A 12,954-nucleotide genomic window follows, 5' to 3' on the forward strand; every position below is an offset into this window, starting at 1 on the left:
TCTATGTTTAAACCGTTTTCAATTGTTCACTTTCATCCTTTTCATCTGGCTGGATGAAAAAGATGACCAAAAATAATGAAATGAGACTACATATGGTCGATAGAATAAAAACGATGGAGTCTCCTTTATCCATAAGAAATGCGTAAATTGGAGGTCCTAAAGCAACACCGATAAACCGCATGCTGCTATAAAATGACGTAATGGTTCCGCACTGCTCTTTTTCAATCCCTTCTGTTATCAACGCATCAAGTGCTGGAAGAACAATGCCGATCCCTACGCCGCCAATACTTAAGCAGACAAACAACACGTAAAAACTGTGATTCCACCATAAAAATATATACGAAAGTGATAAAAGAGCCATACCAACGATGAGAAATATCCTCATTTTCCCCTTTTCTTTCCCGATTGTTTTCCCCGCAATGTACGAGCTGATTGATAAGAAAAGGAGCGGGATACTTAGCAGTAAGCCTTTTTTGACACCCGTTATTTGATACGCTGCTTCTAGGTTATCTGACAAATAAAAGAGCACGCCAAAAAGAAGAAACATAATAAAACCACCAATAGCAAAAATGGCATAAAGCCAGCGTCCTTCATGCTTAAAAATCGTCTTTGTTGATTTTAAAAACTCCTTAAATGTAGGCGGATCTTCCTCTTTCTTTGCGGATTCAACCATAAACAGTACCATCACAAAGCTGATGATTGAAAAGAATGGAATGAACCAAAACGGTACAAACCAAAACCAAGAAGCGAGAAGTGCCCCAATAATAGGACTTAGTACCTTTCCAGCTGTATTAGAAGTTTCAATGGCTCCAAGTCCCGCACTTACCTCTTCATCATCGTGAAACAAATCGCCAATAAACGGCATGACGACAGGTGCTGCCCCGGCTGAGCCAACTCCTTGAAGGACCCTTCCAAATAGAATCCACATATAGGGTTCTTTCATGATGGTTGAGGCAACAGCTGCCACAGCTCCTCCAAGTCCTGCGATTAAAAGACACGGCAAAAGCACCTTTTTTCGCCCAATTCGGTCAGATAAATAACCGGCAATCGGAATACACAAAATCGCCACAACGGAGTATACCGTAATAATGAGTGACACTTGAAAGGAAGTGATTGAGAGTTTCTTTTCGATCTCTGGTAATACGGGGATTAGCATCGAGTTCCCAAGTGTCATGATTAGAGGCACTGATGATAATGCAATAATATTCTTTTTACTGACAGTTTTCTCGCCCAACATCATTCACCCAATTCTATATACTGTTACGTATTAGTGTGGCATGTTTCACGGGTTTTATGTATGGGCAAACAAAAAGCAACCGCCTATGGAAGCGACTGCTTTGTTAAAATCGTTTACGTATGACATGGAAGCTGAATTTATCCGCTCGAAAATAATTGAGCGAGTATAAGACCGGCTGATCATCTTGATCATAGTGCATTTGTTTCAGTAATAGTAAGGCTGTTTCTGGGTCACATTCTAGTATCGGTGAAACCTGATCGTGATAACCAATCGGTTCGATGTCTGCCACTGCATATTTAATTCCGCTGTGCGGTTCTCTGCCAAACAGCTCAAAAAGCGATTCTTCCTCATGAGTAAAAGAAGCGGGAAGATGTTTGACCGGAATTTTATCTAAACAATAGACGACTGGCTGTCCATCTGCTGTTCGAACGCGTTCCATTGAAAAAACCTTCTCGGATTCATCACACTGAAAACGAATGACATCATTCTCTGTCGGCTCTCCTTCTTGTGAGGACAAAAAGATGGTACCTGGCGTCATATTGACCTGTTCAATCATTTTTGTGACACTTGTCAGCTGTTCAATGCCAGTAGAAAAAAGCGGTCTTGAGTTGACGAAAGTTCCCACACCATGCCTTCTAATTAAATACTTCTCTTCTTCTAATATACGAAGGGCTTCACGAAGGGTCGCTCTGCTAACGCCTAAAAGCTTTGAGAGCTCAAACTCAGAAGGGAGCTTTTCTTTTTCGGCATATACACCTGTTTGAATATCTTCTTTAATACGGTCAATCACTTTCAAATATAAATGGCGATTGTCTGTTTTGGTCGACATGTTTTCCCTCCGTCTAATCAATGCAAATGATAAGATGAGAAATCTCTATTCCGAGATAAGATGAACATAACTATATCATGTTTTTGCAAATAAATAAATAGTCTGACTTCCAGTTAACATAATCAATATATCGTTAACTTCATGTTAGGAAAGCTCTCTTCGAATTATGAAGAGAGCTCGTCATGTTGTTCTTTTGAGAGGAGGACTTCTCTCGGTTTACTGCCTTCATATGGTCCGACAACCCCGCGCTCTTCCATTGCGTCAATAAGACGTGCAGCACGGGTATAACCGATGCGGAACCTCCTTTGCAGCATAGAAACAGAGGCCGTCTGCATGCCAATGATCAGTTCAACTGCTTCATCATATAAGTCGTCGTCCACAGCCCCAAGCTGATCTTGCGTTTCTTCACTTGGGATCATTTCTTCTTGATATTGTGCTTTTTGCTGTGTGATGACATGATCAACGACATGTTCCACTTCTTCATCTGATAAAAAGGCGCCTTGTACACGAACTGGTTTGTTCGCACCGACCGGTAAAAACAACATATCCCCTCTGCCCAGCAATTTTTCTGCGCCTCCCATATCAAGAATGGTCCTTGAATCGGTTTGTGACGATACGCTAAATGCAATACGGGATGGAATATTGGCTTTAATGACACCAGTAATGACATCAACCGAAGGTCTCTGTGTGGCGATAATTAAATGAATCCCTGCAGCACGTGCCATTTGAGAAAGCCTTGTAATGGAATCTTCTACATCAGAAGAAGCAACCATCATTAAATCAGCAAGCTCGTCTACAATGACGACAATATAAGGGAGTTCTGGCTGCTTCGCTTCTTCTGATTGATTCATTCGTTTAATGTAATCATTGTACCCTTCAATATTTCTTGTGCCCGTATGCGAAAACAATTCATAACGGCGCTCCATTTCACTAACCACTTTTTTAAGTGCCTGTGAGGCTTTCTTAGGATCAGTCACAACTGGAGCCAACAGATGCGGGATGCCGTTATAAACATTTAATTCAACCATTTTCGGGTCAATCATCATCATCTTTACTTCATGAGGTTTTGCTCTCATGAGAATGCTTGTGATAATGCCATTGATACATACGCTCTTTCCGCTTCCTGTCGAGCCAGCCACAAGTAAATGCGGCATTTTGTTCATTTCAGCCAGCACAGCTTCACCAGAAATATTTCGGCCCAGTCCGATGAGTAGCTTGGCATTTGGGCGGTCATTTTGTTTCGATTCTAAAACCTCTTTTAAAGAAACCATCGCAATTTCTGCGTTGGGCACTTCAATTCCGATGGCGGATTTACCAGGAATCGGCGCTTCAATTCGAATGTCTTTTGCAGCTAATGCAAGGGCTAAATCATCACTCAAGTTGACGATCTTACTTACCTTCACGCCGACATCAGGGTATACTTCATATTTTGTGACGGCCGGCCCTAAATGAACTTGTGTCACTTTTGCTTTTACACCAAAGCTTTGGAAGGTCTTTTCAAGCTTTCTTGCATTTTCATAAATATTCTTCTTATCTGTTTGCTGACCTGAATGCTGCGGCTCAGCTAAAATATCAAGCGATGGCAGCTCATAATCCTTATTTTCAAGCTCCGTAAACGTCATAGGCGGAGCTTCTTTTGGTTCATCTCCTGTATCATGAGACGGAGCGCCTTGTACCGTTTCTTGAAGAGGATCTGGCTCATTGACCGGCTGATCTTTTTGAACTTGCGGTGTGAGCATGTCATCTCGATCAGCAAAACTTGAGATAATCGGCTGACGATTGTCAGAAGCCTGCTCTTCTTCCTCGATCAAGATATGATCATGATCTTCTTCGGCCTCTTCTTGCAAGCGTGAACGCTTTTTCTTTTCACTTGTTTTCTGCGCAGGTGCATTCTTTTTCGCCTGCCTTATGCCTTTCATATCTTCAATAAATGCTTTCCACTGCTTCACCAAAAATTGTGATACAGGCAGCGTTACTTTTTTGACCATTTCTTGCAGTGACCGGTTTGTGATCAGCACAATGCCGATCAGCATTAGCACAATGGCCATGATTTGCGACCCTGCTTGTGCAAACAAGAAATAGGAGGCCGCAAATAATACAGCACCGATCATACCGCCTCCTAAATCGGGCGAGCCTGTCTCACCTTTCATATCCATTAAGAATAACTCAAACGTATTTCTGATTACACTTTGAGAACCTATCACGCCTGCAGCTGAAAGATGCTGAAAAAGCTTCACATGGGACAAAAGCAAGATACTCGCAATGATGCAGTATAAACCTGCTTTTCTTCTTGTCAGTAAATCAGGAATTTGTTTTTTCCAAAAGATCGTCACACCAAAAAGAAATAATCCGATAAGGCAGAGAATAAACCATTCACCTGCAAAGAATCGGAATAGATGTACAAAGGTTTGTCCAACTACACCTAGCTGTAAAATGGCAATGATCGCTATGGCAATACAGACTAACCCATTTAGTTCGTATTTCAGTTTTAGCTGTTTATTTTGTTTTTTTCTTGTTTTACGTTTTCTCTTTTTCGCCATACTCATCACCTTACTACAAAAGAAAATATAACCTACGAAAAGATCAGAAAGAAAGCAGCCTGGTTTTGGCTGCATCTTGTTGTAAGTTTTCCCTTTATTATAGCATAGAATCATTCATATGAGTCGGTTTGATTGGTGCCTAAATGTAACTTCAATCGCTTACCTGGTGCAAGCTCTTGATTCAAAAAGTCCATTGGATTGGTACTCATTACTTGAACGATTTCCGCTTCATCTTCTTTCATTTCAACCATCACTGGCACGCCCTGAATGTATACCTGCTGGAGTTTGCGCTCTCCTTGTTCCTCAGCGTAAATGGCTTCATAAGGCATAGTTGTATATAAAATCATTGGATCAGCCCCTCGTTTTGTGCAGCCCGTTCGCCAATAAGCTCGTTCAGCTTTTTAATCGCTTGTCCAACGCCGCCGACTTCATGCATCAGTCCGTATTCAGCCGCCTCATGACCAACGACATTTGTCCCGATGTCTCTTGTTAAATTGCCTTTAGAGAACATAAGCTCTTTAAATTTCTCTTCTGTAATGTTTGAGTGACTCGTGACAAAATTAATGACTCTTTCCTGCATTTTATCTAAGTATTCAAAGGTTTGCGGAACACCAATGACTAGACCGGTTAAGCGTACAGGGTGAATGGTCATCGTTGCTGTTTCGGCAATGTATGAATAATCACACGATACGGCGATTGGGACCCCAATAGAGTGGCCGCCGCCAAGCACAATGGATACAGTCGGTTTGGATAAAGAAGCGAGCATTTCCGCAATGGCTAGTCCTGCTTCTACATCGCCGCCGACTGTATTTAAAATGATTAGAAGTCCTTCAATTTTTGGGTTTTGTTCAACTGCTACGATTTGTGGAATGACATGTTCGTATTTGGTTGTTTTATTTTGTGGCGGCAGCTGCATGTGCCCTTCAATTTGTCCAATAATGGTGAGGCAATGTATGTTTGTATCTTGTGACAACTGCGGGACGGCTGTTTCACCAAGCTGTTGTATTTTGCTCATAATGCTATCTTTTTCTTCTGGTTTTCGCTCAGGCTGCTGTTCATTCTGTTCGTCCATTTGTCTCCATCCTTTCCTAAAAACTCTCCTCCTATTATGAACAAGATCGTCACATTCCATCCGCATTCATCATGTCACATCAAAAAAGCCCAAAGAGCTTGTGCTCCTTGGGCTTTTCTCATCACACTTCCATAATAATTGGAATGATCATTGGCTTACGTTTAGTTTTTTCATATAGGAATTGATTTAGTACATCGCGCATGGATTGTTTCAGTGTTGACCATTCAACAATTGAGTTTTCCGTTTGCTCTTTCACAATCCCTTTGACCATTTCTGTTGCTTTCACAATCAGCTCTTCGGATTCTCTTACATAAACAAATCCTCTTGTGATGATCTCAGGTCCAGAAATTAATTGTTTCTTTTGTTTATCGAGTGTAATGACTACAATCAAGATGCCATCTTGAGACAATAGGCGTCTATCACGTAAGACAATATTCCCGATGTCACCAACGCCAAGACCGTCGATCAAAATGTTCCCTTGGTGTACTTTTTCACCGATTTTGACGTTTTGACCTCTAAATTCCACAACATCCCCTTTATCAATTAAGAAAATGTCGCTTCGTTTCATGCCCACTTCTTCAGCAATACGAGAATGTGCTTTTTGCATGCGATATTCCCCATTTACAGGAATTAAATACTTCGGCTTCAGTAAGTTCAGCATGAGCTTTAACTCTTCTTGACAGCCATGTCCAGATACATGCACTCGTTTTTGAGCAAAAATCACTTGTGCTCCGCTTCTTGTAAGGAAATCCACCGTTTTTGAATAGGTGAGTTCTTGTCCCGGAAGAGGTGTAGACGCAATCACAACCGTGTCATCTTTTTCAATATGAAGCTGTTTGTGATTTTGTTTCGCCATTTTTGTTAAAGCAGCGAGAGGCTCACCGTGGCTTCCTGCTGTGAGAATGACCACACTGTTTTTCGCCATTTTTTTCACTTCTTGGACTGGAACAAATAATTCTTCGTCTGCTGTCACATAACCAAGTTTGATCGCAAGCTGAAGCGTTGTCATCATATTTTTTCCTGCTACTGCAAGCTTACGGCCATTTTGGTTTGTGGCATTAATGATTTGCTGTACACGGTTAATATTTGATGAAGATACAGCGACAATCACACGATTTTCAGCATTGTACATCGCATTTGAGATTTCGTCTTGGACGAGCGCCTCAGAAGGTGTATAGCCTGGTTTTTCAGCATTTGCACTGTCTGAAAGAAGTGCTAAAACGCCATTGTTTCCAATTTTCGCAATCTCTCCGATGTCACAGGCTTGGTTAAGCGCTGGGGTTTGATCAAATTTAAAATCACCTGTGCATACGATTGAACCAAGAGATGTTTTGAAGCTGATTCCGACTGAATCAGGAATACTGTGATTCGTTCTAAAGAACGATACCTTTGTTGTTTCAAATGTAATGACTGACTTTGCATGAACCTCTCGCAAATCAGCTTTTTGATTGAAGCCGTATTGCTTTAACTTTTCTCGAAGTAACGCAAGGGTCAGCTTCGTGCCGTAAACTGGTACAGACAATTTGCTTAAGCAATGGAATACGCCTCCGATTGCTTCATCATGTCCGTGGGTAAGAAAAATTGCTTTCACCCGATCAGCTCGTTCTGTTAAATAAGAGATATCAGGAATGACCACGTCAATGCCTAGCATTTCGTTTTCTGGATGCATGAGTCCTGCATCTACAACATATATGTCAGAATCAATCTCAATGACATATAAGTTTTTCCCGATTTCTCCAACGCCTCCCAGTGCAATAATTCTTACGTTCTCTGTATTTTTCTTTTTCAAAATTCTTATCCTCCTAGTCTCAAGCCCGTCCATCATCGCTTAATGCTATTATAACTGAATCTAATTTTAGAAAACAAGATGAAGTCACATTTTAAGAAAGTGTTTATGTATAAAAAACGGTCATACTCAGGGACATCTGAGAATGACCGCTTACGAATTTTTTTGTTTTGATCAGCTGTTTAATACGCTGCTTAAATTCAGTCTTTCTTCTTCTGATAAAGGTAAAAGCGGGAGTCGAACGGATCCGACATCTAATCCTTTCAGCTGAAGAGCTGTTTTGACAGGCGTTGGATTTGGCGCTGAGAACAGCTGGTTCATGATCGGCACCAGCTTTTGATGAATCAATGCCGCATTCGCTGTTTGTCCTGAAGCGTAGCTTTTTAGCATTTGCTGCATATCTAGGCCTACAATATGAGAAGCAACAGAGACGACTCCTCTTGCACCAATCGCAACCGCAGGAAGCGTTAGGCTGTCGTCACCAGAGTAAACGTCAAAATCTTCTGGTGTCTCTGCAATGATTTTTGTCATGGCATCTAGATCACCGCTTGCTTCTTTAATTGCGACAATGTTCGGTATTTGCGCAAGCTTAATCGTTGTTTCTGGTGCTAATGAAGCAACCGTTCTTCCTGGTACATTGTAAAGCATGACAGGAAGAGATGTAGACTCGGCAATTGCTTTAAAGTGTGCATACATGCCTTCCTGTGATGGCTTGTTGTAGTAAGGTACGACAAGCATCACTGCATCAACGCCCGCTTCTTCTGCTTTTTTCGTTAGTTTAATAGACGCATTTGTGTTATTACTGCCTGTTCCTGCAATGATTTTACAACGACCATTTGCTAATTTCACCGATTGCTGAAAAAGAGCGACTTTTTCTTCAGTCGATAAAGTTGGCGATTCGCCTGTTGTCCCTGCAACGACTAAAGAGTCACTGCCGTTTTTTAACAAATAATCAATGAGAATTGATAGCTTTTGGAAATCAATGTTGCCCTTTTTATCAAAAGGTGTAATCATAGCTGTTGCGATATTTCCGAAATTCATTTTTTTCACCTCATCATGATTCAATCACATTTATCTTGAAAGTTCAAACACTTCATGAAGGGCATTGACAGCCGCTCTCATGTTTTCTTCGTTCACTAACACCCAAATCGTCGTATGACTGTCAGCGGACTGTAGGATCGGAATATTTTGCTCAGATAGTGCAGATACAATTTTAGATGTGACACCTGGTACACCCATAATGCCTGCTCCAACAGCTGATACCTTTGCACAGTTTGTCGTGACAATCGGCGTATAGCCTAGATCTTTTAGGATCGCCGTTGCTTTTTCAGTCATTGCACCTGTCACCGTATAAACGATTTCGCTCGGTGTAATGTTGAAGAAATCGACACTGATTTGGGCATTTGCCATTGCTTTAAAGACTTCTGTTTGTACGCTGTACTGTCCCTCTTTAGCTGGGACTTTGATTTGTGTGACATCATTGACATGTGCAATACCCGTAATCAGGCGGTCGTACACATCATGACTCATTTTATCTGAGTAGTGTGATGTCACGAGTGTGCCCTCATCATCAGAGTATGTTGAACGGACCCTCATTGGTACTTTAGCTTGCATGGCAATTTCAACAGCTCTAGGGTGAATGACTTTTGCCCCTTGGTATGCGAGGTTACAAATTTCTGTGTATGTCACGACTCTCAGTGGTTTTGCATTTTCTACGATACGAGGATCTGCTGTCATGACCCCTTCTACATCTGTAAAAATATCGATGAAATCTGCCTGCAATGCAGCGCCTAACGCAGCAGCTGACGTATCACTACCGCCTCGTCCGATTGTTGTCACGTCTCCATTTTTTGCAGCGCCTTGGAATCCAGCTACGACAACCACGTCATGCTCTGAAAGTGCCGCCTCAAGACGTTCACACTTCATGTCAATAATTTTCGCATTTGTATGTTCTTTATCTGTCACAAAGCCTGCCTGTGATCCTGTCATCGCAACAGCCTTTAGCCCGTTTTCATTCAGCATACTTGAAAAAACAACAGCTGAAATATTTTCTCCGCAAGACACGAGTAAATCTTTTTCTCGGTTTGTCATATGCTGCGCACTGCCATAAAGCAGACCAAGCAGCGTATCTGTCGCATAAGGATCGCCTTTTCGTCCCATCGCAGACACGACAACGACCGATTTATAGCCTTTCTCTTTTGCAGATAAGATATGTGCAAGTGCCCTTTTTCTCCCTTGATCATCTTTGACAGATGTACCGCCAAATTTTTGGACAATTATTTTCACTGTTTTCACTCCAAGTTCATTCTGACGTAACAGAAGAGAGTAGGCGAAAGATGCCTAACTCTCTTCTATTCGTCCTCATCATCCATTGAATGTTAAACTAATTTTAATGCTCGTAAGCTTTCTGCAATTTGAACGGAGTTCCATGCAGCGCCTTTTAGCAGGTTATCAGATACAATCCACATATGGAAGCCATTTGGACGATCCAAATCCTTCCGAATGCGGCCGACAAATACGTCGTTTTTACCAACAGCATCTGCAGGCATTGGATAAATTTGCTGAGACGGATCATCTTGTAATGTGATGCCTGGTGCATCTTTTAGGAGGGACTTGATGTCATCAACCGTTGCGTCATTTGATTCAAGTTCAACGTAAACTGATTCTGAATGACCCGTTTCAATTGGCAGTCTCACACATGTTGCCGCTACTTCCAGCTCTGGCAAATGCATGATTTTTTTCGTTTCATTGATCATTTTCATTTCTTCAAATGTATAGCCATTGTCTTGGAATTTATCAATTTGCGGAATCGCATTAAAGGCAATTTGATAAGGCATGACTTCTGGTTTCACATCTTCTTTATTTAGAATGGCTTGCGACTGGCTGTACAGTTCGTCAATGGCTTCATGTCCTGCACCTGATACTGCTTGGTAAGTAGACACAATGACTTTTTTCATGCCATACGCTTGACGAAGCGGTTCTAGCGCCGCCACCATTTGAATCGTTGAACAGTTAGGGTTTGCAATGATCCCTTGATGGTCATGCAAATCTTTTTCGTTTACCTCTGGTACGACAAGAGGGGTATTTTCGTCCATACGAAAAGCACTTGTATTATCGACAACAATTGCACCTCGTTTGACTGCTTCAGGAGCTAGCGCTTTGGAAACATTTCCTCCCGCACTGAATAGTGCAATATTGACCCCTTCAAAGCTTTCAGGTGTTGCTTCTTGAACGGTATACTCTTGACCTCTGAATGTCACTTTTGTTCCAGCAGAACGTTTTGAGGATAGTAGAGTCAGTGTATCCATTTCAAAATCTCTGTCAGCTAGTGTTTTTAACATTTGTTGACCGACAGCTCCAGTCGCTCCAACTACAGCTACATGCAATCCTCTTCCCATCAGTAAAACTCCTTCCGACCCATCCATGATTCTTTTCTTTCGGATGGCCATCCTATGACTTTTTACATTTTATTTTACCATAGAAAAGCAAGGCTTGAAGTACCTTTTTTGAATCTTTCATGATTTTCTAGTGAATCTATTATTCGTTTGATCCAATTAAAATGGGCTGAATTTGTCTATGCTCGAGCGCCTCTTCTACCGTTTTCGTCAGTAGATCCATATGCGCTACCATGGAAGTCGGTTTTTTGAATGGATCATCTTGGCCGAATGGAATAAAGAAAATGTTCTTTGTCGACATGAGTCTCATGAGATTTGTACCATTTAAACCTAATGCATCATTGGTGGAAATGCCTAAAACGACAGGGCGATGATTACGAATGGTCGCCTTAGCAGCCATTAAGACTGGACTGTCTGTCAGTGCATTTGCAAATTTCGCCATTGAATTGCCTGTTAAAGGCGCAATGACCATACAATCAAGTGGAAGTTTAGGCCCGAGTGGCTCTGCTTTGACGATTGAGTCAATCGCTTGAAATCCTGTCAGCTTCTCAATCCGCTCAATCCAGTCCGCTCCTTCTCCGAATCTCGTATTTGTATTTTGCACCGTATACGACACGACAGGACGCACTTCTGCCCCTTCTTTCACGAGTGATTCGATTTGCGGAAAAACAGCTTCGTACGTGCAGTGAGATCCTGTTAAACCAAAGCCAATTCTTTTCCCTTTTAGTGTAGTCATGATTCCATCCCCCTTTTTTCCTCCGCAAGTTCACATAAGAGACCAGATAGCACTTTTGCAATGATCTGCCCGGCTGTCTTTGGTGCCACAATCCCTGGAAGTCCTGGTGCAAGAAGTGCCTTCACTCCATGCTTTTGTGCAAAATCAAAGTCTGTTCCACCTGGGCGGGAGGCGATATCCAAAATGAGTGTCTTTGGTGTCATGCTGACGATGACAGATGAATCTAATACTAAGCTTGGAATCGTATTGATGATGATGTCGACATCCGTTACTTCATCTTTTAAACGGTCCATTGAAAATGGATCAAGTCCCATCTCAAAGGCTCGCGCTAAATGGGCTGTATCCGCAGCACCAACTTTCACTTCCGCACCTAGCGCCCGAAATGTGCGGGCAATGGTGAGCCCTGTTCGACCAAGTCCGAGAACAGCGACATGTGACCCATGAATCGTATAGTCCGTTTGCTGAATGGCCATCATGATAATCCCTTCAACTGTTGGAATAGAGTTATATATGGCAATATCATCTCGCTCAAACAGCTTCACAAGCTTCCGGTTCACCTGCTTTGCCATATTGTCTAAGTACATATTAGAAATACCTGAGTACAAGGTACAATGTGCAGGGGTTCTTTCTAAATATTTAGCTTCTAGCACGACCTTCTCATTTGAAAAAACGGTGGCAACGACCCCTTCGTCTGTAGCACCTGATACCGGAAGGATCATACTATCCACTTGTTCAAATGGAAGCTCTGACATTTTCAGCTTTTCAGCACCAATAAATCCATGATCCAGCTGATCAAATCCGACCAAAAACACTTTGGCATGCTGCTGTGACAGCTTGCGAATGATTTCAAGCTGCCTAGCATCTCCCCCGATCACCGCAACCGTTAAACCGCTCAACATACTGACCGTTCACCTTCTTTATTTAAAAAAGTCTGTAATATTTTCCGAATCTCCCTTTCAGCATATGAGGAGAGGATTCAGCCTGTGAACAAATCGGGGAGAGAAAAGAAAAAGAGCACCCTTTTATGATGGGTGCTCTTTTTCCCCGTGCGGCTGAAGTTCTTCAGGCACATCGAGAATGATCATATCTGATCCTATTTTTTGAATGTGATTCCACGGAACGCGGATGTCATTTCCTTGTTTTCGAAAGCCAAACCATTTGACGGAAGGTATGATGAGTGCTGTAATTTGACCGTCCTGTTCATTTATTTCAAGGTCGGTTTGTCCAAGCACGCCAAGCCGCTCCGCTCTTTTAATATCGACGATCTCTTTTCCTGACAGCTCACTCAGCCTCAAAATCGCATCACTCCCCTTCCATATCATATATGCAGCAGGGAGGGGGAATAGACCGTCCCGTTCT

Annotated in this window: 12 protein-coding genes; all 12 read right to left on the reverse strand. The window is 42.1% G+C overall.

All coding sequences use genetic code 11. The features are described 5' to 3' along the window. Positions 1-7 precede the first annotated feature (7 nt). The 12 genes from KFQ09_RS01385 to KFQ09_RS01440 all read right to left on the reverse strand — a co-directional run bounded on the left by KFQ09_RS01385 (position 8) and on the right by KFQ09_RS01440 (position 12,890). The gene (locus tag KFQ09_RS01385) at positions 8-1,237 is read right to left on the reverse strand and encodes a bacillibactin exporter BcbE (RefSeq protein WP_235632410.1); all 1,230 of its coding nucleotides are present in this window, start codon (positions 1,235-1,237) and stop codon (positions 8-10) included. Between the two features lie 103 nt (positions 1,238-1,340). Continuing rightward, entirely contained in the window at positions 1,341-2,066 is a 726-nt protein-coding gene (locus KFQ09_RS01390) for a GntR family transcriptional regulator (RefSeq protein ID WP_008344706.1), read from the reverse strand. 164 nt (positions 2,067-2,230) lie between these two features. Beyond that, a complete protein-coding gene (locus KFQ09_RS01395) occupies positions 2,231-4,606 on the reverse strand; it encodes an FtsK/SpoIIIE family DNA translocase (RefSeq protein WP_076821700.1) in 2,376 nt (791 codons plus the stop codon). A 110-nt stretch (positions 4,607-4,716) separates the two neighbouring features. Next, complete coding sequence (locus KFQ09_RS01400) at positions 4,717-4,953, reverse strand: YlzJ-like family protein (protein WP_041090415.1); 237 nt, start codon at positions 4,951-4,953, stop codon at positions 4,717-4,719. Next, entirely contained in the window at positions 4,950-5,678 is a 729-nt protein-coding gene (locus KFQ09_RS01405; protein ID WP_008344713.1) for a ClpP family protease, read from the reverse strand. Before KFQ09_RS01405 ends, KFQ09_RS01400 begins: the two co-directional genes overlap by 4 nt. 121 nt (positions 5,679-5,799) lie before the next feature. Continuing rightward, entirely contained in the window at positions 5,800-7,467 is a 1,668-nt protein-coding gene (gene rnjB / locus KFQ09_RS01410) for a ribonuclease J2 (protein WP_008344715.1), read from the reverse strand. Positions 7,468-7,638: 171 nt separating this feature from the next. Further along, on the reverse strand, positions 7,639-8,505 hold the full coding sequence (gene dapA, locus KFQ09_RS01415; protein WP_019744174.1) for a 4-hydroxy-tetrahydrodipicolinate synthase: 867 nt from the start codon (positions 8,503-8,505) through the stop codon (positions 7,639-7,641). Positions 8,506-8,535: 30 nt separating this feature from the next. Continuing rightward, the gene (gene dapG, locus KFQ09_RS01420; RefSeq protein ID WP_025207348.1) at positions 8,536-9,750 is read right to left on the reverse strand and encodes an aspartate kinase; all 1,215 of its coding nucleotides are present in this window, start codon (positions 9,748-9,750) and stop codon (positions 8,536-8,538) included. Between the two features lie 92 nt (positions 9,751-9,842). Then, positions 9,843-10,862: an aspartate-semialdehyde dehydrogenase gene (asd, locus tag KFQ09_RS01425; protein ID WP_255835990.1), complete on the reverse strand. Its 1,020-nt coding sequence runs from the start codon at positions 10,860-10,862 to the stop codon at positions 9,843-9,845. Between the two features lie 139 nt (positions 10,863-11,001). Next, complete coding sequence (dpaB, locus tag KFQ09_RS01430) at positions 11,002-11,595, reverse strand: dipicolinate synthase subunit B (protein ID WP_017367267.1); 594 nt, start codon at positions 11,593-11,595, stop codon at positions 11,002-11,004. Then, positions 11,592-12,494: a dipicolinic acid synthetase subunit A gene (gene dpaA / locus KFQ09_RS01435; protein WP_017359065.1), complete on the reverse strand. Its 903-nt coding sequence runs from the start codon at positions 12,492-12,494 to the stop codon at positions 11,592-11,594. The genes dpaB and dpaA overlap by 4 nt, the downstream gene beginning before the upstream one ends. Before the next feature lie 123 nt (positions 12,495-12,617). Then, on the reverse strand, positions 12,618-12,890 hold the full coding sequence (locus KFQ09_RS01440) for a YlmC/YmxH family sporulation protein (protein WP_008344726.1): 273 nt from the start codon (positions 12,888-12,890) through the stop codon (positions 12,618-12,620). Between the last annotated feature and the right edge of the window lie 64 nt (positions 12,891-12,954).

It is taken from the genome of Bacillus sp. FS02, from assembly GCF_024398395.1.
In the GTDB taxonomy this organism is placed as follows: domain Bacteria; phylum Bacillota; class Bacilli; order Bacillales; family Bacillaceae; genus Bacillus; species Bacillus altitudinis.

What these genes read in the sequence shown, in the direction of transcription:
- KFQ09_RS01390 (WP_008344706.1), bottom strand. Translation starts at nt 2,066, where the DNA reads ATGTCGACCAAAACAGACAATCGCCATTTATATTTGAAAGTGATTGAC.
- KFQ09_RS01385 (WP_235632410.1), bottom strand. Translation starts at nt 1,237, where the DNA reads ATGTTGGGCGAGAAAACTGTCAGTAAAAAGAATATTATTGCATTATCA.
- dpaA (WP_017359065.1), bottom strand. Translation starts at nt 12,494, where the DNA reads ATGTTGAGCGGTTTAACGGTTGCGGTGATCGGGGGAGATGCTAGGCAG.
- dapA (WP_019744174.1), bottom strand. Translation starts at nt 8,505, where the DNA reads ATGAATTTCGGAAATATCGCAACAGCTATGATTACACCTTTTGATAAA.
- KFQ09_RS01400 (WP_041090415.1), bottom strand. Translation starts at nt 4,953, where the DNA reads ATGATTTTATATACAACTATGCCTTATGAAGCCATTTACGCTGAGGAA.
- dpaB (WP_017367267.1), bottom strand. Translation starts at nt 11,595, where the DNA reads ATGACTACACTAAAAGGGAAAAGAATTGGCTTTGGTTTAACAGGATCT.
- asd (WP_255835990.1), bottom strand. Translation starts at nt 10,862, where the DNA reads ATGGGAAGAGGATTGCATGTAGCTGTAGTTGGAGCGACTGGAGCTGTC.
- KFQ09_RS01405 (WP_008344713.1), bottom strand. Translation starts at nt 5,678, where the DNA reads ATGGACGAACAGAATGAACAGCAGCCTGAGCGAAAACCAGAAGAAAAA.
- KFQ09_RS01395 (WP_076821700.1), bottom strand. Translation starts at nt 4,606, where the DNA reads ATGGCGAAAAAGAGAAAACGTAAAACAAGAAAAAAACAAAATAAACAG.